This is a genomic window from Kitasatospora sp. NPDC058184 (genome assembly GCF_042883725.1).
In the GTDB taxonomy this organism is placed as follows: Bacteria; Actinomycetota; Actinomycetes; order Streptomycetales; family Streptomycetaceae; genus Kitasatospora.
Genome location: NZ_JBHVVE010000014.1, coordinates 170704 through 190490, shown reverse-complemented (window position 1 = coordinate 190490; position 19787 = coordinate 170704). Strand labels below are relative to the sequence as shown.

Sequence of the window (19787 nt, the reverse complement as noted above, 5' to 3'; positions counted from 1 at the left end):
GTGGAGCTGGTGTCAGTCCCCTCTGCTGACATGGTGGTCACGGCAGGGCTGGTGTCAGTCCCCCCTGCCGGAGCGGCGGCGCTGCGGCCGGCCGCGGGGCCACCGGTGCTCGTGATCGGTGTTTCGGCGCTCACGCGAGCCTCCCGGTGAGTCCACGGGGTCGGACGAGAAGCAGCACGGCGAGCAGGACGACGACCGAGAGGTCGCCGAGCCCGGCGCCGGTGTAGTAGTTGGCGAACTGCTGGACGAGGCCGACGCCCACCGAGGCGACGGCGGCTCCGGTCACGGAGCCCATGCCGCCCATCACCACGACGACGAAGGCGAAGATGAGCAGGCCGGTCCCCTGGCCGGGATTGACCGAACCGAAGTAGAGGCCGCCGAGGGCGCCACCGAGGGCGGCGGCCGCCCCGCCGAGGGCGAAGACGAGGGTGAACGCCTTCCGGACGTCGATGCCGAGCGCCGTGACCATCGCCCGGTCCTCGACGCCGGCCCGGACGATCAGCCCGTAGCGGGTGCGGGCGAGGAACAACCGAAGAGCGAGCAGCAGCAGGGCGGCGGCGGCCACCAGCACGAAGCGGTTGACCGGGACGGTCGCACCGAGCACGTGCCAGGTGCCGGACAGCAGCTCCGGCTGCGGGAAGGGGCGGGAGTCCGCGCCCCAGATCCCCATCAGCAGGGCGGGTACGGCGAGCCCGACCCCGACGGTGGCAAGGATCTGGTCGCGCGGCCGGCTGTAGAGCGGCCGGATCAGGAAGAGCTCCAGCAGGACGGCGGCGGCCGTTCCGACCAGGGTGCCGAACGGCACCGCGAGCCAGAAGGAGAGACCAGCCTCGGCACCGGCCCACCAGGTGGCGTAGGCGCCGATCGAGAGCAGGGCGCCGTGCGCGAAGTTGAGCACGTCCATCAGACCGAAGATCAGCGACAGACCGGAGGCGACCAGGAAGTACAGCGCACCGAGACCGAGTCCGGTACAGAAAAGGAGGACGACAGTGTCCATCAGGGCTTCACCTCGGCGGTGACGACAGGGGCGGCCGGGGAGGCCGGGGCGGCGGCGGGCCGGGGCCCGCCGGCGAGCGGGTGACGGGAGCCGACGCCGAGCAGGCGGCGGGCGGCCTCCTCGTCGGCCAACAGCTCGGCGGTGTCTCCGCGGTGGGCGGTACGGCCGTCGGCCAGGACGGCGCAGGTGCCGGCCAGCCGGCGGACGAGGGCGAGGTTCTGCTCGACCAGGAGGACGGGCACGGCCTCGGCCGCACGCGCCAGCACCTCGGCCACCTCGGCGACGATCTTCGGGGCCAGGCCCTTGGTGGGCTCGTCGGCGATGATCAACCGGTTGCGGTTGAGCAGCGTCCGGCCGATCGCCACCATCTGCTGCTGGCCGCCGGAGAGCGTCCCGGCCAATTGCCCGGCCCGCTGCTTGAGTTCGGGGAAGAGCTCGTGGACGAGTGCGTAGTTGGGCTCACCGGCCTCGCCGCCACTCCCACTCCCGCTCCCACTCCCGGCAGCGCGCTCGGCGAGGCGGAGGTTCTCGGCGACCGTGAGGCCGGCGAAGATCCCCCGGTCCTCGGGCGCGTAGCCGATGCCATGACGAACGACCAGATGCGTGGGAAGGGAGGAGAGTTCGGAGCCGGACAGCCGGATGCTTCCGGTGCGCGGCACCAGGCCCATGACGGCCTTGACGGTGGTGGTCTTCCCGGCGCCGTTGCGGCCGAGGAGCGCGGTCACCCCGACGGGGGCCACGTCGAAGTCGACGCCGTGCAGGATGTGCAGCCCGTCGATGACCACCCGCAGATCGCGGACGGAGAGGAGGGGTTCGGCATCGGACGACGGCGAGGACGCGGACGACGGAGAGGAGGCGGAGTGCGCCGAAGGAGCGGGGCGCTGAGCGGAGAACGGAGAGGAGGTCACAACGCCTCACCCAGGTAGGCCTGTTGAACGGTCGGGTCGGCCATCACGGCCTCGGGGGTGTCCAGGGCGAGCAGCGTGCCGTGGTGCATCACCGCGAGCCGGTCGGCGAGGCCGAGCAGGACGTCCATGTGGTGCTCGACCATCAGGACGGTCCGGCCCAGGTCACGGTGCACGGAACGGATCAGCTCGGTGAGGGCGGGCACCTCCTCCGCGCTGACTCCGGCCATCGGCTCGTCCAGCAGGATCAGCCGGGGCTCCGAGACCAGCAGGACGGCCAGCTCCAGCTTGCGCTTCTCCCCGTGCGAGAGCGCACTGGCCAGGGTGTCCGCGCGGTGGGTGAGATCGGTACGTTCCAGGGTGTCGGCCAGCTGCTGCTCGTAGCGTTCGGCGCGGCGCCAGAGCCGGTACGAGGCACCCGGTCCGGCCGCCGCCTGGGCGGCCAGGCGGACGTGGTCGGCGACGGTCATCCCCGGCCAGAGGGAGGAGGTCTGGAAGGTGCGGCCGAGCCCGCGGCGGGCCCTGGCGTGCACCGTCTCGGCGGTGATGTCCGCGCCGTCGAGGTGGAGGCTGCCGTGGGTCGCCGGGTAGATGCCCGAGATCAGATTGAAGAGGGAGGTCTTGCCGGCGCCGTTGGGCCCGATGAAGGCGATGAACTCGCCTTCGCCGACCGAGAAGGAGACGTCCTCGACGATCGGCACGCCGCGGACGGCCCAGCCGAGCCCGTCCAGACGCAGCACCGGAGAGGAGGACGCGGAGGACCGCGCGGACGAGGTGGACGCGGCGGAGGAGGCGGCAGGAGTCGACGTGGTGCGGGCGGGCATCGGGATCAGCCCGCCATCGGGGTGACCGGGGGTGCCGCCTCGTCCGCGGTCAGGGTCTTCTCCACCGAGGGCTTGGCGGCGGTACCGCTGCCGGTCAGCCGCACCTGGAACATCGGCTGGAGCAGGGCGTGGTCCTCGGCGCGGACCGTGGTCTTCCCCTTCACCCCGTCGAAGCTCCAGCCCTCCAGGGCCTTGACCAGGGCCGAGGTGTCGTCGGCGGAGCCGTGATTGGACTCGACGGCGTGCACGATCATCTGGGCGGCGGTGAAGCCGTCCGGGGTGAAGATGTCCGTCTTCCCTCCGGCGGCGGAGACGGCATCGATCATGGCCTTCTCCACCGGGGTGCCGGCGGCGCCGTCGAAGTAGTGGTTCAGGAAGGAGATCTTCTCGGCGGCCGGGCCGAACAGCGGGTAGGAGGCGGCCAGGTCGAGGCCGGTCACGACCTTGGTGTCGGCGAACACGTCCTGCTGGTTGAGCGCCGTCCACAGGGCCGAGGCGGTGTCGCCGGCCCAGGCGACGAACAGCAGGTCGGGCTTGGCGGTCTTGGCCTGGGTGGCGAAGGGGGTGAGGTCGGTGGCGCTCGGCGGGGCGAGCACCTGGTCGACCGTCGCGCCCTCGGCGCCGAGCAGTGCCTTCACGGCGGCCACGTTGGCCTGGCCGAAGGCGTTGTCCTGGGCGAGCACGGTGACCTTCTTGCCCTTGGCGTCACCGATGAACGAGGCCGCGGTCTTGATGTCCTGGTAGGACTGGCGGCCGGAACGGAAGGTGTACTTGTTCAGACCGGTGGCCTTGTCGGCGGCGGCCGGGCCGCTGATGAAGAGCACCTTGTTCTGGGCGGCGATCGGACCGACCTGGAGGGCCACACCGGAGGCGGTGGAACCGGCCAGCACCTTGTAGCCCTTGGCGATCAGGTCCTTGGCGGCGGACACCGCCTTGGCCGGGTCGCCGGCATCGTCCTGCTCCTCGAACTCGATCTTGTGCCCGTCGACCGCGCCGGTGCCCTTGGTCGCGTAGCTCAGGCCGGCCTTGAAGCCCTCCAGGTACTGCTTGCCGTAGGCGGCCAGCGGCCCGGTCTTGGAGTACACCAGGCCGACCTTGATCGGGCCCTTCGATCCACCGTCCGCCGCGCTCGTCCCGGCCGTGCCGGCCTTGGCGCAGCCCGAGGCCAGCAGGACGCAGGCCGCGAGGGCGGCGAGCTTCCGGGCCGGGCCGCCGGTCAGGGAGTCGCCCAGGCGAACGCCGGAGGCGGTCCTGGAGGGGTTTGTCGAGCTGCGCATGGTGACCGACTCCTGAAGTGCGGCGGGTGGATGCGGGAACCGTAGGTGTGCGGTGGGAACGGCGACATGTGCCCGGTCGACGTATCAGCCGGTCGGGATGTGGCTCTGGTCGACATACCGTCGGCCCGCCGCCGTCCCCCGGGCGCCCGGGTGTGGCCCGCCGACACGGCTCCGCGCCCACCCATGGGGGTGGCCGCCATGGCTGCGCCCACCCCTGCCCGGTGACGGTGGAGGGGCGCGGAGCCCGTCCGACGGCAGCCAACCCCAGCGGCGTGCCCGACCCCGGTCCGGCCCAGGCAGGACCCCAGCCCGGCCTGGTACGGCCACGGGCTCCGCGCGGCGGCCGAGCCCGCCGGCCACCCCTCCCACAAGCCCGTCCCACCTGCCCGTCCCACCTTCCCCGGCCGCCGCACCACCCCGGCCGCGCTCCGCCCCTTCCTCTTCCACCCCCTCCGCCCACTCCCTCACGAGGTGACCCCTTGGACAAGGTCCTGGACTCCCCCGCCGACGCCGTCGGGGACGTTCCCGACGGCGCGGTGCTGGCCGTCGGCGGCTTCGGCCTCTGCGGCATCCCCAGCACGCTGATCGGCGCCCTGGTGGACTCCGGCGCCACCGGACTGCGGGTGGTCTCGAACAACTGCGGGGTGGACGACTGGGGGCTGGGCCTGCTGCTGCGGGCGGGCCGGATCGCCCGGATGACCTCCTCGTACGTCGGGGAGAACAAGGAGTTCGCCCGGCAGTACCTCTCCGGCGAGCTGGAGGTCGAGCTGACCCCGCAGGGCACGCTGGCCGAGCGGCTCCGGGCGGGCGGCGCCGGCATCCCGGCGTTCTTCACCCCGGCCGGGGTCGGCACCCAGGTCGAGGAGGGCGGGCTGCCCTGGCGCTACGCGGCCGACGGCTCGGTGGCCCTGGCCTCCCCGCCGAAGGAGGTCCGGGAGTTCGGCGGCCGTCGCTACCTGCTGGAGGAGGCGATCACGGCGGACTTCGCGCTGGTCCGGGCCGAGGTGGCGGACCGGCACGGCAACTGCGTGTTCCACGCCGCCGCCCGGAACTTCAACCCGCTCTGCGCGGCGGCGGGCCGGATCACCCTGGTCGAGGCGGACCGGATCGTCGAACCGGGCGAGCTCCCTCCGGACGCGGTGCACCTGCCCGGGGTGTACGTCGACCGGGTGGTGGCCGCCGACCCCGAGGACCGCCGCATCGAGCGCCGGACCGTCCGCCCCGCACTCCAGGAGGCCTGAGCCGATGCCCACCGAGACCGCAGTCCGCGCCACCACCACCGCCGCCACCGCCCTCGGCACCCCTGCCGCCCCCGCCCCCGTCACCGCCGCCGCCACCGCCACCGCTCTCGATCCCCGCAACGCCCTGGCCGCCCGCGCCGCCCGCGAGTTGCGCGACGGCCAGTACGTGAACCTGGGCATCGGCCTGCCGACCCTGATCCCCAACCACCTCCCGCCGGGCGTCGAGGTGGTGCTCCACTCGGAGAACGGCATCCTCGGCGTCGGCCCGTACCCGGATGAGGGCGCCGAGCACGCCGACCTGATCAACGCCGGGAAGGAGACGGTGACGGTCGCCGCCGGCGCCTCGTACTTCGACTCCGCCTTCTCCTTCGGCATGATCCGGGCCGGCCGGATCGACGTCTCGGTGCTCGGCGCGATGCAGGTGTCGGCCGCCGGGGACCTCGCCAACTGGATGATCCCCGGCAAGATGGTCAAGGGCATGGGCGGCGCGATGGACCTGGTGCACGGGGCCCGTCGGCTGATCGTGGTGATGGAGCACACCGCCCGGGACGGCTCGCCGAAGATCGTCGAGAAGCTGTCACTTCCCGCGACCGGCCGGGGGGTTGTGGACCGGATCGTCACCGACCTCGCGGTGGTCGACGTGACCCCGGAGGGGCTGCGGGTCGTGGAGACGGCGCCGGGCGTGGACTTCGCCGAGGTCCAGGCCGCGACCGGCGCGCCCCTGCTGCCCCCGCTCTGACCAGCCCGCCTGACCAGCCTGCCTGTCCAGCCCGGCCCCGTACGGACGGCCGGATCGCCCCGAGGGGCGGTCCGGCCGTTCCGCTGCCCCCACCGGCACACGACAGCGACCCCGCGAACGGCTCCACGGGCAACTCCGCAACAGCCCTCCACCACCACCGAGTTCCATGGACCGCCCGGGCCGGAGCGAATTCACCGCATTAGCACCAACGCCCGCCGGATCGGCCGGAAACCGTGGCATCTTCATGCCTGGGCGACGGCGATCTCCCGGACTGGTTGCGATCACCGTTGCGCTCAGGGAGAGTTGAGGCGGCCAAGGATCCCGACGTACCCGGAGGGGAAGCTGGAAAGTGCATCGGGATCCCGGATTCGAGGCCGCCGTACCGACGCACAACCGAACCGGTCGCACACGCCGAATCTGCCGGACGACCCGGGAACTGCCTGAGAACCGCAGTTCGCCGGGTCTCGTTCCAGCCGGTTCCGGCTGTTCCCAGCTGTTTCCAGCTGATTCCGGCCGGTTCCACCCTGTTCCACCCGGACGGCTCCGAGTCGAGGCAGACCCACGCAAGAGCCGAGCGAGCCGAGTGAACCGAGCGAGCCGCGCAAGGCGCGAACTCCGGGGGGAGCAGCTATGACCACGCCGCCGTTCTCACGACGCAAGGGCGTCGGAACGGCCCACGGGCGAGGTGCCGGGGAGTTGGACGAGGCCGCCCTGCGCGCCCTTCCCATACCCGAAGCCCCTTACGACTACGGCCACTTCAGCCGTCTCGCGGGCCCGGCGTACGACCCGGACGAGGACGACGACCTCGGCGGCGGCGTCTACTGGCCCGAACCGGTCGCACCGCACCCGCCCTCCCACGACGGACCGCACGACCCCACCGCATACAGCCCCGCCTCGTACGGCCCCGCCCCGACGGCCACCCCGTACGAGCCGCCCCCCGCGGCCCCCTACCGCGTCCGGTACCGCAGCCTGCTGCGCCGCGAGCCGCACCGGATCCGCGCCGCGCTGCTGCTGATGGCCGCCCCCGTGGTGGAGGCGGTGCTGCTGGTCTGGCTGCTGCTGCCGGAGCACTGGCCCGAGCGGCTGGACGAGACGAACACCCTGGTGCTGCTCGGCGACAAGGTGATGATCGGCATCATCGCCGTCGTCGAGGTGTTCCGGCTGGTCAACGTCGTCTCCAACACCCACGCCACGCTGGTCGCCCGCGACCCGGTCCCGGTGACGCCGGTGCCCGGCACCCGGGTCGCCTTCCTCACCACCTGCGTGCCGGGCAAGGAACCGCCGGAGATGGTCCGGGCCACGCTGACGGCGGCACGGGCCGTCCGGCACAACGGACCGTACGACGTCTGGTTGTTGGACGAGGGAAACGATCCTGCAATGCGGGAGCTCTGCGCCGAGCTGGGCGTGCGCCACTTCACCCGCGCCGGCCGGCCGCACTGGAACCGGCCGAAGGGCCGGTTCCGCGCCGGGACCAAGCACGGCAACTACAACGCCTGGCTCCAGGCCCACGGCGACGACTACGAGTTCTGGGTGTCCGTGGACACCGACCACGTTCCGCTGCCGGACTTCTGCGAGCGGATGCTCGGCTACTTCCGCGACCCCGACGTGGCATTCGTGGTCGGCCCCCAGGTGTACGGGAACTACCGCAGCTCGGGATCGGCCGTCACCAAATTCTCCGAGAGCCAGCAGTACCTCTTCCACGCCCTCATCCAACGCGCCGGAAACCGTTACGGCGCGCCCATGTTCGTGGGCACCAACAACGCCGTCAGAATCAGCGCTCTCCAGTCGATCGGCGGGTTGTACGACTCCATCACCGAGGACATGGCGACCGGTCTGGAGTTCCACCGGAGCCGGAACCCGGAGACCGGAGAACGCTGGAAGTCCGTGTACACCCCGGACGTGCTCGCGGTCGGCGAAGGCCCGTCCTCCTGGACCGACTTCTTCTCCCAGCAACTGCGCTGGAGCCGCGGCACCTACGAGACCCTGTTCACCCAGTACTGGCGGGTGCTGTGGCGGCTGTCGCCCGGCCGGCTGCTCAACTACTCGCTGATGGTGGGCTTCTACCCGATGGCGGCGCTCACCTGGCTGCTCGGCGGCCTGTCCAGCGTGCTCTACCTGGGCTTCGGCGCCTCCGGCGTGCACGTCTCCTCGGAGATCTGGATGATGCTCTACAGCGACGCCGCCGCGCTCCAGCTCCTGCTCTACACCTGGAACCGCAAACACAACGTGAGCCCGCACGAGCCGGCCGGCTCCTCCGGGGTCGCGGGCATGGTGATGTCGGCGCTCTGCGGTCCGGTCTACGCGGCCTCGCTGCTCCAGGCGCTGGTCCGCCGCCGCAGCCGCTTCGTGGTGACGCCCAAGGGCAGTTCGGCCAGCACCGACCGGCTCGGCACCTTCCGCTTCCACCTGTTCTGGACGCTGGTGTTCGGCGGCGCGATCGCCGCCTCCTACGTCACCGGCTACGACCACGTCGCGATGCGCACCTGGGCCTGGATCGCCCTGCTGCTCACCCTCCTGCCGGTCCTGATCAGCGCCGGCGACGCCGTACGCCGCCGCCGGACCCGCCCGACCGCCACTCTCACCGTCACCGGCGACCCGACGGCGGCCCCGCAGGTCGTCCTGGAGAAGCGCCGCCCGCGCCACGCCCGCGACCCCCGAGCCGTCCGGACCGCCGGACCGGCGCAGCCCGCACCTCCCGCCCCCCGACCCGGACGAACCTCACCCGACCACGCCGACAGCGGCAGACCCTCCCACTGACCGGCACCGCCGCCTGACCAGCACCACCCACCGACCAGCACCGCCCCGCCGAACAGCACCACCCACCGAACAGAGCCGCCCACCGACCAGAGCCCCCGACCGCCTCCCGAGGGGAGCACCCACCGTGAAGATCCACAAGGCCGGCCGCACCAAGCGCCTCGCCCTCGGCAGCACCGTCGCGCTGACCGTGGCCGGGATGAACGCGCCGGCCGTCCTCGGCTTCGCCTCCCAGCAGTACCACCACTACGTGATCAACCGCCCCGAGTACAAGGCGCAGTACGGCCACTGGCAGACCCTGTCGCTGCCCACCGAGTTCCGGGTCAACGCCGTGCACGCGACCGTGCTGCGCACGGGCAAGGTCCTGATCGTGGCCGGTTCCGGCAACGACGAGAAGCAGTTCAACGCGGGCACCTTCAAGAGCCTGCTCTGGGACCCGGCCCGGAACACCTACAAGCTGGTCCCCACCCCGGCCGACATGTTCTGCGGCGGCCACACCTCGCTGCCGGACGGCCGCGTCCTGGTGGCCGGCGGCACCCAGCGCTACGAGAAGCTGGCGGGCGCCGTGAAGAAGGCCGCCGGCATCATGCGGGTGCGCAACGAGAGCCCGGAGCGCGACCGGACCTTCCCCAAGGGCACCGTCTTCGTCTCCCCGAACGGCCACGAGTACGCCAGCACCGCCGCCGTGACGGTCCCGGCCGCGACCAAGACCGGCTCCGGCAAGCAGACCGTGGTCACCGCCGGCGAGCAGCACGTGTACGTGGAGGCGGTCGGCCCGGGCCAGGACTTCGTCGCCGACTCCCCCGCCCAGTACCGGATCAAGGGCCTGAGCGGCACCGACGCCCACAACCTGTACGGGCAGAGCGAGAAGCTGACCCTGGACAAGCAGGAGTACCAGGGCATCCGCTCCGCCTTCGAGTTCAACCCGGACACCGAGCTGTACGAGCCGGTCACCGACATGGCCCACGCCCGCTGGTACCCGACGCTGACCGGGCTGGGCGACGGCCGGGTGGTCACCGTCTCCGGGCTGGACGACACCGGGGAGATCCTCAGCGGCAACGACAACGAGATCTACGACCCGAGGACCAAGTCCTGGTCCAAGGGCCCCGACCACTACTTCCCGACCTACCCGGCGGTCTTCCTGACCGCCTCCGGCAAGCTCTTCTACTCCGGCTCCAACGGTGGCTACGGTCCCGGCGACAAGGGCCGCGAGCCCGGCGTGTGGGACCTGTCGAGCGGGGCCTTCCAGCCCGTCCCCGGCCTGCGCGACCCCGGCCTCACCGAGACCTCCTCCTCGGTGCTGCTGCCGCCCGCGCAGGCGCAGAAGGTGATGGTGCTCGGCGGCGGCGGTGTCGGGGAGTCGCCGCTGTCCACGGCCCGCACCGACATCGCGGACCTCTCCTCCGCCGCTCCCGCCTTCACCCCGGGCCCGGACCTGCCGGCCGGCGGCACCCGCTACCTCAACAGCGTGATCCTGCCGGACGACACCGTCTTCACCACCGGCGGCTCCAGCGGCTACCGCGGCCGCGGCGACAGCGACCTGCTCAAGGCGCAGGTGTACCACCCGGACACCAACGGCTTCACCACCGCCGCCGAGCCGACCGTCGGCCGCAACTACCACTCCGAGGCGCTGCTGCTGCCGGACGGACGGGTGGCCGTGCTGGGCTCCAACCCGCTCTTCGCGGACAAGGCCGAGACCCAGCCGGGCGGCTTCGAGCAGCGCATCGAGATCTACACCCCGCCGTACCTGTACCACGGCGACCGTCCGGAGGTCGGCGCCGTTCCGCGGGCGGCCCGGCTCGGCGGCACCCTCGCCGTCGGGACGGCGCGCCCGGAGGCGGTGGCCACCGCCAAGCTGATCCGGCCGAGTTCGGTCACCCACGTGACGGACGTCGAGCAGCGCTCGGTGGCCCTGGACGTCGCCGGACGGACGGCGGACGGCGTCTCGCTCACCCTGCCCGGCAATCCCAACCTGCTGCCGCCGGGCTGGTACATGCTGTTCCTGACGGACGCCGCCGGCACCCCGTCGGTCGCCCGCTGGATCCAGATCACCGCGTAGACCGCGCGCCGTGTGAACCGCACGACGCACAGGGCCCGAGGTCAGGCGCAGGCGGCCTCAGCGCGCCGCCTGCGCCAGCCCGAGCGCGTACGGCAGCCAGAACTCGCCCGCCCGGGGCTCGCCCCGGCCGCAGTCGCCGTCCGACTCCCCCGGGTTCTTGATCCACAGGTAGGCGTCCACCCCGGGCCGGCCGGTCTCGGTGGTCGGCCGCTCGCCGAGCGCGCGCCCGGGCGGGTTGCACCAGGCGGCGCCGCCCAGCGCCCCGTTGCCGCTGCGGCTGGTGTCGATGACGTAGTTCTTCCCGCCGAGGGCCGCGGAGAGCCTGGCGCCGTAGGCCGCGTTCCGTTCGGTGTCGTAGAAGTTGGCGACGTTCACGGCGAAGCCGTCGGCCGCCGCGATGCCCGACTTGCGCAGGGCGGTGGCCATCTCCTCCGGGTCCTGTGCCCAGCCGGGGTTGCCCGCGTCCAGGTAGACCCGCGCGTTGGGGTTCTTCTTCAACTCCTGGACGGCGAAGGCCAACAGGCCGTACCGCTCGGCGGCCAGGTCGCCCTTGATCCCGCAGGTGTCCAGGGTGTGCGCGACGGCGTCCGGCTCCAGCACCACCCAGGCCCTGCGGTCGCCGAGGGCCTGGGCGACGCCGGTGATCCAGGCCCGGTAGGCGGCCGCGTCGGGGGCGCCGCCGGCCGAGTACTGGCCGCAGTCGCGGTGCGGGATGTCGTACGCGACGAAGACCGCCGTGCGGCCGGCCTCGGCGGCCCGTCGGCTCACCTGCTCGGCGATCGTCTGGGCACCCTGCTCGCCGAGCCACTGCGAGGAGGGCTGGCCGGCGATCCGCAGCAGCGCGTCGGCCTCCGCCGTCCGGCCCTGGCCGCGCAGCGCGGTCACCTGCTGGGCGGCGTTGGTGCGGTCGGAGACGTAGAAGGCCTGCCCGGGCAGTTGGGCGAAGCCCGCACCGGCACCCGCCCCCGCGCCCGCCCCGGCGGCGGAGGACACGGACCCGGCTCCCGGCTTCCCGCCGTCCGAACCGGTGCAGCCGGACCCGGCCGCCAGCACCACCCCGGCCAGCAGCGCCCCGACGGCGCCCCGCAACGTCCCTGTCCGCCCCAGCCCGTGCACGTACCGCCCCTCCCCGGCCCCGGTCCGGCGACCGGTCGGCACCAGCTAAGCACACCCGGCACCGGCCGACGGCCACCGGTGGTGAACGCCAAGTGGCCGTGGGCGGACGGGACATCGAACCCGTCCGAACCACGGCCACCACTGGCTGCCGGCGCCCGCCGACCAGCACCCCGGAACGCCGGCAGGCGCTCCGGGCGGAGGCTCAGGCCTCCTTCAGGTTCGGCACCTGCCAGTCGATCGCCTCGGCGCCGAAGGAGTCCAGCGCGGCGTTGATCTGCGAGAACGGACGGCTGCCGAAGAACAGCTTCGCCGACAGCGGCGACGGGTGCGCGCCCTGCACCACCACGTGCTTGGCGGTGTCGATCAGCGGCAGCTTCTTCTTCGCGTAGTTGCCCCACAGCACGAAGACCACCGGCTCGTCGCGGTCGCTCACCGCCTTGATCACCGCGTCGGTGAACTTCTCCCAGCCCTTCGCCTTGTGCGAGTTGGCCTCGTGCGCGCGGACCGTGAGCACCGCGTTGAGCAGCAGCACGCCCTGCTCGGCCCAGTGCATCAGGTAGCCGTTGTCCGGGGCGGGGACGCCCAGGTCGGCGTCCAGCTCCTTGAAGATGTTGCGCAGCGACGGCGGCGTCTTGGTGCCCGGCAGCACCGAGAAGCTCATGCCGTGGGCCTGGCCGTTGTCGTGGTACGGGTCCTGGCCGAGCACGAGCACCCGGACCTTGTCGTACGGGGTGGCCTCCAGCGCGGCGAACTCCTGGCCGCTCGGCGGGAACACCTCGTGCTCCGCGCGCTGGGCCGCCACGAAGGCCGCCAGCTCGGCGAAGTACGGCTTCTCCGTCTCGGCGCCCAGCACCCCGCGCCAGGACTCGGGCAGTTCCAGCCCGCCGCCCTCGCCGGCCTCGACCACGCCCGCCTCGACCGTGTCCGTCACGACATCTACCTCCCACACCGCGGCTGTTGCGCCGCACGCCCTCTTTCACCCCGAACGCTACACAGCCCCACCGACAACGGCCGCCTCCCCGCGGGCACCAGGCGGCCCCGCACCCCGGGCACGGAGCGGCCCCGCCCCGGCGACCTGCCGGAACGGGGCCCACGACGAGAACGCGGGGGGAGAACCCAGCGGCTAGACCAGCTCGACCAGGTCCGCGATCGACTGGACCACGCGGGTCGGCCGGTACGGGAAGCGCTCCACGTCGGAGGCGGAGGTCAGGCCGGTGAGCACCAGGATGGTCTCCATGCCGGCCTCCATGCCCGCGACGATGTCGGTGTCCATCCGGTCGCCGATCATCACCGCCGTCTCGGAGTGGGCGCCGGCGGTGTTCAGCGCCTCGCGCATCATCAGCGGGTTGGGCTTGCCGACGAAGTACGGCTCGACCCCGGTCGCCTTGGTGATCAGGGCCGCGACCGAGCCGGTGGCCGGCAGCACGCCCTCGGTGGAGGGGCCGGTCTCGTCCGGGTTGGTGCAGATGAACCGGGCGCCCTGGTTGATCAGGCGGATCGCCTTGGTGAGCGCCTCGAAGGAGTAGGTGCGGGTCTCGCCGAGCACCACGTAGTCGGGGTTGTTGTCGGTCAGCACGTAACCGGCCTGGTACAGCGCGGTGGTGAGGCCGGCCTCGCCGATCACGTACGCGGTGCCCCCGGGGCGCTGGCCCGCGAGGAACTTGGCCGTCGCCAGGGCGGAGGTCCAGATGCACTCCTCCGGCACCTCCAGGCCCATGCCGGCCAGCCGGGCGCTGAGGTCGCGCGGGGTGTAGATGGAGTTGTTGGTGAGGACCAGGAAGGGCTTGCCGGACTCCCGCAGCTTGCGCAGGAACTCCTCCGCCCCGGGGATCGGCGTGCCCTCGTGGATGAGGACCCCGTCCATGTCGGTCAGCCAGGACTCGATGGGCTTGCGCTCTGCCACGTAGGTGTCTCCTCGGTCTTGCACAGGTCTGAACGTTCTCGCACATGCCCAGACCGGACACCCTCGGCCGGTCGGGCGCCACAGGCTGCCCCAACTCCGACCAGCGTAGTCGCCCGCACCGCCACCGCGCGGCCCCCGCCCGGCCGGTGGCCGCACACCCCGGGGCCGGTGACCGCATGGGCCGAGCCCGGTGACCGCACGGGCCGGGCCCGGTGGCCGCACGGTGGCGCCCCGGTCAGGACGACGAGTCGGTCAGGCCGGTCGGGACCTGCCACTCCCGGCGGCGGCCCTTGTTGGTGAGCAGCAGCCCCTCCTTGAAGACCAGCAGCCCCAGTTGGCTCGCCAGTTCGGCGAGCGGCGGCAGGGTGTCGCCTGTCCTGCCGTACCCGAAGTTCGGCAGGGCGGCGGCGCTCAGCCCGAGCTTGGTGAGGCTGTCCGCCGGGGGCACCGCGATGACGTCGGCGGACTTGTCGCCGATCAGGCGCCGGATCAGGGTGGGGCCCGCTCCCGACGGGACCGGCAGCACCTCCCGGATGAAGTCCAGGACGCCCTTCGTCAGCACCCGTCCGGCTTCCGAGGGCCGCTGCTGGTGGCGGACGATGGCGTCCTTCAGGGCCGCGCCGTCGCCGAACTTGGCCGGGTTGAGCTGCTCGTCGACGCCCAGGACGTGGCCGACCACCCGCCAGATGTGGAAGTAGGCTTCCCGGTCCTCGGGCAGCAGCTCGACGCCCAGTTCGGCGAGGCCGAGCGGGATCAGCACCGAGAAGCTCATCAGCGTGCCGGCCAGGTCCTCCTGGTTGACGGGCACCCCCAGGGCGGCGGCGTCCCAGTCGCCCAGCTGGGAGACGTGGTAGCGCATGGTGGCGTGCAGCAGGCGGACCTTCTGGGCCGACCGGAGTCCGCGGCCGCCCGGCCCCAGGCCGTCGTTGTCGAGGACGTCGACGACGAACTGCGAGGTCTCCATCAGGCGCCGGTACACCCCGGAGGTGAGGCGCTGGGAGCGGACGAGCACCTCGGCGCCGTTGCCGCAGGTGTAGCAGAGCGGGAGCGAGCCGCAGAGCAGGATCGAGGCGATCAGCGGCTGGTAGCGGCCGAGCAGCTCGTGGCCGCGCGCCATCCGCGCCCGGTCCGCCCAGGACGGCAGGACGGCGGACTCCTCGAAGTACGCCCGGAGCCTGGGCGGCAGCCCGGCCGGGACGGCGTCGCTGTTGCGGCCGAAGCCGAGCAGGGTCTGTCGCACCTGGTCCTGCTGTCCGAGCTCGTACGTCTCGGCGATGGCGGCGTCCCCGAGCGGGTCGCCGACGGTGCGCATCCGGTCGAGCAGGTCGTCGGTCCAGCCGTTGGCGGCCATGTGATCCTCCGTCGCAGTCCGTGGGGTGATACGTGCACGTATCGCCGCGTACACGTATCACCGCGCTCCGGGCCGCGGCGGCAGCCTCACCCGGACGAGGGCGCGGCGGCGGGCCCGTCGTCCCGTCCGCCGAAACCGGGAGCAACCGGGCGCCTCGTGATTGAGTGGGCGCATGAACCCGCAGACGACTCCCGGTCCGTTCCGCGTCGGCCTGATCGGCTACGGCCTGGCCGGCTCCGCGTTCCACGCGCCGCTGATCGCCACCACGCCGGGGCTGCGGCTGGACGCCGTGGTCACCGCCAACCCCGACCGGCGCGCCCAGCTGGCGCGCGAGCACCCCGGCGCCCGCGCCGTGGACACGCCCGAGCAGCTGCTCGCCGACCCGGACGCGCTGGACCTGGTCGTCATCGCCTCGCCCAACCGCACCCACGCCCCGCTCGCCCGCGCCGCCCTGCGGGCCGGCCTGGCCACCGTGGTGGACAAGCCGCTGGCCGGCACCGCCGCCCAGGCGCTGGAGCTGTGCCGGCTCGCCGAGGAGCAGGGCGTGCTGCTCTCGGTCTTCCACAACCGGCGCTGGGACGGCGACTTCCTCACCGCGAGCCGGCTGGTGCGCGGCGGCGCGCTCGGCCGGGTGCACCGCTTCGAGTCCCGCTTCGAGCGCTTCCGCCCCAAGCCCAAGCCGGGCTGGCGGGAGCTGGCCGACCCGGCCGAGGTCGGCGGCACCCTGTACGACCTGGGCAGCCACCTCGTCGACCAGGCGCTCACCCTGTTCGGGCCGGTCGAGACGGTGTACGCGGAGATCGACGTGCGGCGCGACGGCGCGGTGGTGGACGACGACGCCTTCCTCGCCCTCACCCACACCAGCGGCACCCGCTCGCACCTGTGGACCAGCGCCATCACCCCGCTGATCGGCCCCCGGCTGCGGGTGCTCGGCGACACCGCCGGCTACGTCAAGTCCGGCATGGACCCGCAGGAGGCCGACCTGCGGGCGGGCCTGCGCCCGGACGGCACCCGTCCCTGGGGCACCGACCAGCCCGCACACTACGGCACCCTCGGCACCGACGAGTCGGCGATCCGGCTGCCGACCGACCCGGGCGACTACCCCGCCTTCTACGCGGGCATCGCCGCCGCCCTGGCCACCCCGGGCACCCCGCCCCCGGTCGACCCGCGCGACGCGGTGGCCGCCCTGGCTGTCCTGGAGGCCGCCCGCACCTCCGCCGCCACCGGGACGGCGGTCCGCCCGGGCTGACGGCCGTGCGGCCCGCTTTACCCTCCCTTGACCTCGTCTCCTACGATGGCCGCCATGAGCAACCGGGGGGAACGGCGGGCCGCACGCACCGCCGAGCACGAGGAGCGGATCCGGCAGGACCAGGAGCGGGACCGGCGGTTCCAGGAGCGCTCCGGCGCCGGGGCGATGGCGCTTCAGCGGAAGGCCTGGGCCCGCGGGGATCGGACCGTCTTCACCCATGTCGTGGACGTGACCGGTCCGGACAGCCGGCCGGTCACGGTCTCGCTCTCCTGGCTGGGCGAGTACCAGGGCCCCGAGGAGGGCAGCCGCAGCGAGAAGCTGCTGAACCTCCTCGCCCTCGTCCCCTTCATGGAGGTCGTCGCGGCGGCCGTCATCGGACTGACGCTGCTGTCCCGCTGGCTCTTCATCGAACTGACCGGCCGCCCGCACTTCGCGGTCACCGCCCGGATCGACGGAGCCGACGGACAGGTCGTCGCCCGGACCAGGCGGCGCCCGGCCGCGATGAAGGCCGCGGCCGCCCTGGCCGACCGGGTCGAGCGGGACGGGGCCGCCGCCCTCGGGGCCTCCTGACCGCCGCTCCCCGCCCGGCCCACGGGACCCGCCCGGACCTCACACCCCGATGACCTCCACCGCGGAGCCCAGCCCCCGGAAGTCCGCCACGTTGCGGGTGTACAGCGGCAGCCCGTGGGCCGAGGCGACCGCAGCGATCATCAGGTCGATCCGGCGCGGGCGCGGCTGCCGTCCGGCGGCGATGGTGAGGGTGACCAGCGTCCCGTAGCGGGCGGCGGCGGCCGCGTCGAAGGGCAGCGGGTCGAAGTCCGCCATCGCCGCGCCCAGCACCTCCAGCCGGGCGGCCCGGCTGGCCGGGTCGCGGGCCATCGACACGCCCTGCTGCAGTTCGGCGAAGGTGATCGCGGTCAGCTCGGGCACGGCCGGCAGGTCGGAGGGGCTGAGCAGCGCCAGGTCGATGTAGACGCAGGTGTCCAGCACCCCGGCCGGCCGCCGCCGGGGTGCTCTGCGGCGCTCAGCCACGCCGCCGCTCGAACGGGTCGTCGCCGTCGTCGCCCACCAGCTCCTCGGGGCCGAAGTCCTCCTCGGCCTCCTTGCGCATCTGCTGGTAGTCCACGCGCGGCAGCTTCACGTGCCGGGCCACCAGCTCCTCCGCCGTGAGCCGCCGACGCCCGGGCACCGGCCGCAGCTCCGCGACCTCGACCCCGTTCCTGGTGATGTGGAACGTCTCCCCCGCCTCCACCGCGTCCATCACGGCGGCGGAGTTGTTCCGGAACTCCCGCTGGGTAATCGTCTTCACCTCTCCACGGTAGCCCCGTGTAGCCCCGGCGGCTACACCCCGGACGGCCGCTTTTCGCCGCTCCGAGGAGGGGGCCTTCGGGTACGAACGGAATCGGGCGGAACCAGGCGGGGGCGCCGTGGGGGACGTCCCCGACACAGGCGGGAACCCGGGGGCTCGTAGGATCGTCCTGCTGGTACGTCAGGAAGCCGATGGGACACCGGGAGGGGGAGCGCGTCGTGGCCGTTGTGGCGATGCTGCTGGGCCTGCTCCGGGTGCTGACCGGGGAGCTGGTGGCCGACAGCGGGACGCTGGCGTCGGTGGCCGCCGTCGCGGCCGTGGCACTGGTGGCCGGGGCGGTCGCCGGGGCGCTGGCCGGGGCACGGCTCCTCGGGGCGCGGGCGCCGGCGGCGGTGCGCAGCGGGGTGCTGCGGCGCCGGGCGTTCGGTACGGCGTTCCTTCCGCAGCGTGATCCGGACGCCCGGGGCAGGCGACGCCCCAGGGCGCCGGGAGCGGCCCCGGCGGCCGCGTAGTTCCGTCCGACGTCCTTCCAGGCGTTCTTCCGATCATTCCTGCCGGACGTTCTTCCAGGCGTTCCCCGTGGCCGTCCTCCGCCGATCACTCATGTCCTGAGACCCCGGAGGGCTCGCTCCACCATGTCCGTACTCGCTGTTCTCGACCCTGCCGTCGCCGTGGCGCACGCCGTCGTCGCCGCCGTCGCCCACCTGGTGCCGACCGCCTTGGCCATCGTCCTGTTCACCGTCGCCGTCCGCTTGGCGCTGCACCCGCTGGCGCGGGCGGCGGCGCGCGGGGAGAGGGCCAGGGCGCGGCTGGCGCCGAAGGTCGCCGCGTTGCAGCGGAAGCACAGGGACCGCCCGGAGCGGCTGCGGGAGGCGCTGGCCGAGATGTACCGGAAGGAGCAGGTGTCGCCGTTCGCGGGGTGCCTGCCGGTGCTGGTGCAGATCCCGTTCTTCTCGGTGATGTACCGCCTGTTCACCACCCCGAACGACCTGCTGGACCACACCCTGTTCGGGGTGCCGCTGGGCCTGCACGTCACGGGCGCGCAGGGCGCCGGGCAGTGGGCGGTGTTCGGGGTGCTGTTCGCCGGGCTGGCGGCGGTCGGGGTCGTCAACTTCCGCCGGGCCCGGCGCACGGCCGCGGCAGCAGCGGCGACGGCGCAGCCCGCCCCGCAGCCGGGGGCGGGACTGCTGCCGTACCTGTCGTTCGGGTCGGTGCTGTTCGCGGCGCTGGTCCCGGTGGCCGCCGTGCTCTACCTGCTGACGGCCGGCGTCTGGTCGGCCGCCGAGCGGGCCTGGCTGTACCGGGACGGGACGCCGGTGCCGGCGGCCGCGATGATGGGCTGACGGCCCGGAGGGGCCGTCAGAAGTGGCGCAGCAGCTCGGGGAAGGCCCCGAGCCGCAGCGTCGCCTCGTCCGGGCCGAGTTCCGCGTGCTCCAGCACCCAGGTGTGCTCGTGCGGGATGAAGACGGTGCGCAGGCCGGCCCGGCGGGCGGGGGCGATGTCGGACTTGGGCGAGTTGCCGATCATCCAGGTCCGGCCCGGGTCGAGGCCGAGGTCGGCGGTGAGCCGCCGGTAGGTGTCGACCGACTTCTCGGCGACGATGTGGACGCCGCGGAAGTGGTGGTCGATGGTGGACGCCGTCACCTTGCGCTGCTGTTCGCCCTGGTCGCCCTTGGTGAGCAGGAGCAGCTGGTGGCGGTCGGCGAGGGCGGCCAGGGTGTCGGCGACGCCGGCGATCAGTTCGACGTCGCGGCTGGTCAGCGGGGTGAGCAGGTCGTCGATCCGGGCCTGTTCGGCGGCCGTGGGGGTGCGGTCGTTGAGCCGCTGGAGGCAGTCGGCGAGGCTCTGCCGGAAGACGGCGGCGCCGTAGCCGAGGGTGGCGGAGTTGACGGCCTCGATCTCGTTCAGCAGGGCCCGGGTGCGCTGCTGCTCCTGCGGGGCGGCGACCCAGTCCAGGAAGCCGTCGATGACCCGCTCGAAGAGGACGTTGTTCTCCCAGAGCGTGTCGTCGGCGTCGAAGATCAGGGTCTGGTCGGTGTGCATCCGGTCGGTCTCCAGGGTGT

At 73.0% G+C, this 19787-nt stretch carries 19 protein-coding genes; 8 read left to right on the top strand and 11 right to left on the bottom strand.

The window, feature by feature from the left end:
• Positions 1-130: 130 nt before the first annotated feature.
• The 4 genes from ACFVXH_RS25770 to ACFVXH_RS25755 form a co-directional block, all read right to left on the bottom strand.
• On the bottom strand, positions 131-997 hold the full coding sequence (locus ACFVXH_RS25770; protein ID WP_074005092.1) for a branched-chain amino acid ABC transporter permease: 867 nt from the start codon (positions 995-997) through the stop codon (positions 131-133).
• Positions 997-1788: an ABC transporter ATP-binding protein gene (locus ACFVXH_RS25765; protein WP_259316879.1), complete on the bottom strand. Its 792-nt coding sequence runs from the start codon at positions 1786-1788 to the stop codon at positions 997-999. The genes ACFVXH_RS25770 and ACFVXH_RS25765 overlap by 1 nt, the downstream gene beginning before the upstream one ends.
• Positions 1789-1901: 113 nt before the next feature.
• Positions 1902-2726, bottom strand: coding sequence for an ABC transporter ATP-binding protein (locus tag ACFVXH_RS25760; protein ID WP_387827480.1), 825 nt, complete (start codon positions 2724-2726; stop codon positions 1902-1904).
• Between the two features lie 5 nt (positions 2727-2731).
• Positions 2732-4003: a substrate-binding domain-containing protein gene (locus ACFVXH_RS25755; RefSeq protein ID WP_387827477.1), complete on the bottom strand. Its 1272-nt coding sequence runs from the start codon at positions 4001-4003 to the stop codon at positions 2732-2734.
• Positions 4004-4482: 479 nt separating this feature from the next.
• On the opposite strand from ACFVXH_RS25755, the gene ACFVXH_RS25750 reads away from it, so the two are divergent.
• From ACFVXH_RS25750 to ACFVXH_RS25735, 4 genes are all read left to right on the top strand, one after another.
• The gene (locus ACFVXH_RS25750) at positions 4483-5244 is read left to right on the top strand and encodes a CoA transferase subunit A (protein ID WP_074005090.1); all 762 of its coding nucleotides are present in this window, start codon (positions 4483-4485) and stop codon (positions 5242-5244) included.
• A gap of 4 nt (positions 5245-5248) precedes the next feature.
• Positions 5249-5983 carry a 3-oxoacid CoA-transferase subunit B gene (locus tag ACFVXH_RS25745; RefSeq protein ID WP_387827474.1) on the top strand — a complete coding sequence of 245 codons (735 nt, stop codon included), beginning with the start codon at positions 5249-5251 and terminating at the stop codon, positions 5981-5983.
• A 696-nt stretch (positions 5984-6679) separates the two neighbouring features.
• Positions 6680-8740, top strand: a complete 2061-nt coding sequence (locus ACFVXH_RS25740; protein ID WP_387827471.1) for a glycosyltransferase family 2 protein — start codon at positions 6680-6682, stop codon at positions 8738-8740.
• A 124-nt stretch (positions 8741-8864) separates the two neighbouring features.
• A complete protein-coding gene (locus ACFVXH_RS25735) occupies positions 8865-10796 on the top strand; it encodes a kelch motif-containing protein (RefSeq protein ID WP_049649694.1) in 1932 nt (643 codons plus the stop codon).
• Between the two features lie 57 nt (positions 10797-10853).
• Here the strand turns inward: ACFVXH_RS25735 and ACFVXH_RS25730 are convergent, their stop codons facing one another.
• From ACFVXH_RS25730 to ACFVXH_RS25715, 4 genes are all read right to left on the bottom strand, one after another.
• Positions 10854-11954: a glycoside hydrolase family 6 protein gene (locus tag ACFVXH_RS25730; RefSeq protein WP_387827468.1), complete on the bottom strand. Its 1101-nt coding sequence runs from the start codon at positions 11952-11954 to the stop codon at positions 10854-10856.
• A gap of 160 nt (positions 11955-12114) precedes the next feature.
• Positions 12115-12843, bottom strand: coding sequence for a uracil-DNA glycosylase (locus ACFVXH_RS25725; RefSeq protein WP_234348220.1), 729 nt, complete (start codon positions 12841-12843; stop codon positions 12115-12117).
• A gap of 192 nt (positions 12844-13035) precedes the next feature.
• The gene (locus ACFVXH_RS25720; protein ID WP_049649696.1) at positions 13036-13815 is read right to left on the bottom strand and encodes an HAD-IIA family hydrolase; all 780 of its coding nucleotides are present in this window, start codon (positions 13813-13815) and stop codon (positions 13036-13038) included.
• Between the two features lie 235 nt (positions 13816-14050).
• A complete protein-coding gene (locus ACFVXH_RS25715; protein WP_387827465.1) occupies positions 14051-15166 on the bottom strand; it encodes an oxygenase MpaB family protein in 1116 nt (371 codons plus the stop codon).
• 172 nt (positions 15167-15338) lie between these two features.
• On the opposite strand from ACFVXH_RS25715, the gene ACFVXH_RS25710 reads away from it, so the two are divergent.
• The gene (locus ACFVXH_RS25710) at positions 15339-16415 is read left to right on the top strand and encodes a Gfo/Idh/MocA family oxidoreductase (RefSeq protein ID WP_117487922.1); all 1077 of its coding nucleotides are present in this window, start codon (positions 15339-15341) and stop codon (positions 16413-16415) included.
• A gap of 54 nt (positions 16416-16469) precedes the next feature.
• A complete protein-coding gene (locus ACFVXH_RS25705; protein ID WP_387827462.1) occupies positions 16470-16985 on the top strand; it encodes a hypothetical protein in 516 nt (171 codons plus the stop codon).
• Positions 16986-17024: 39 nt separating this feature from the next.
• Here ACFVXH_RS25705 and ACFVXH_RS25700 read toward each other — a convergent pair whose 3' ends face one another.
• On the bottom strand, positions 17025-17447 hold the full coding sequence (locus tag ACFVXH_RS25700) for a type II toxin-antitoxin system VapC family toxin (RefSeq protein WP_049649700.1): 423 nt from the start codon (positions 17445-17447) through the stop codon (positions 17025-17027).
• On the bottom strand, positions 17440-17724 hold the full coding sequence (locus ACFVXH_RS25695) for a type II toxin-antitoxin system Phd/YefM family antitoxin (protein WP_049649701.1): 285 nt from the start codon (positions 17722-17724) through the stop codon (positions 17440-17442). Before ACFVXH_RS25695 ends, ACFVXH_RS25700 begins: the two co-directional genes overlap by 8 nt.
• Positions 17725-17942: 218 nt before the next feature.
• On the opposite strand from ACFVXH_RS25695, the gene ACFVXH_RS25690 reads away from it, so the two are divergent.
• Both ACFVXH_RS25690 and ACFVXH_RS25685 read left to right on the top strand, forming a co-directional pair.
• Positions 17943-18236, top strand: a complete 294-nt coding sequence (locus tag ACFVXH_RS25690; protein ID WP_234348221.1) for a DUF6412 domain-containing protein — start codon at positions 17943-17945, stop codon at positions 18234-18236.
• Between the two features lie 123 nt (positions 18237-18359).
• Entirely contained in the window at positions 18360-19067 is a 708-nt protein-coding gene (locus ACFVXH_RS25685) for a YidC/Oxa1 family membrane protein insertase (protein ID WP_387827458.1), read from the top strand.
• A gap of 16 nt (positions 19068-19083) precedes the next feature.
• Here the strand turns inward: ACFVXH_RS25685 and ACFVXH_RS25680 are convergent, their stop codons facing one another.
• Positions 19084-19767, bottom strand: a complete 684-nt coding sequence (locus tag ACFVXH_RS25680; protein ID WP_074005081.1) for an HAD family hydrolase — start codon at positions 19765-19767, stop codon at positions 19084-19086.
• Positions 19768-19787 lie beyond the last annotated feature (20 nt).

What these genes read in the sequence shown, in the direction of transcription:
- ACFVXH_RS25705 (WP_387827462.1), top strand. Translation starts at nt 16,470, where the DNA reads ATGAGCAACCGGGGGGAACGGCGGGCCGCACGCACCGCCGAGCACGAG.
- ACFVXH_RS25715 (WP_387827465.1), bottom strand. Translation starts at nt 15,166, where the DNA reads ATGGCCGCCAACGGCTGGACCGACGACCTGCTCGACCGGATGCGCACC.
- ACFVXH_RS25755 (WP_387827477.1), bottom strand. Translation starts at nt 4,003, where the DNA reads ATGCGCAGCTCGACAAACCCCTCCAGGACCGCCTCCGGCGTTCGCCTG.
- ACFVXH_RS25745 (WP_387827474.1), top strand. Translation starts at nt 5,249, where the DNA reads ATGCCCACCGAGACCGCAGTCCGCGCCACCACCACCGCCGCCACCGCC.
- ACFVXH_RS25685 (WP_387827458.1), top strand. Translation starts at nt 18,360, where the DNA reads ATGTCCGTACTCGCTGTTCTCGACCCTGCCGTCGCCGTGGCGCACGCC.
- ACFVXH_RS25770 (WP_074005092.1), bottom strand. Translation starts at nt 997, where the DNA reads ATGGACACTGTCGTCCTCCTTTTCTGTACCGGACTCGGTCTCGGTGCG.
- ACFVXH_RS25680 (WP_074005081.1), bottom strand. Translation starts at nt 19,767, where the DNA reads ATGCACACCGACCAGACCCTGATCTTCGACGCCGACGACACGCTCTGG.
- ACFVXH_RS25710 (WP_117487922.1), top strand. Translation starts at nt 15,339, where the DNA reads ATGAACCCGCAGACGACTCCCGGTCCGTTCCGCGTCGGCCTGATCGGC.
- ACFVXH_RS25760 (WP_387827480.1), bottom strand. Translation starts at nt 2,726, where the DNA reads ATGCCCGCCCGCACCACGTCGACTCCTGCCGCCTCCTCCGCCGCGTCC.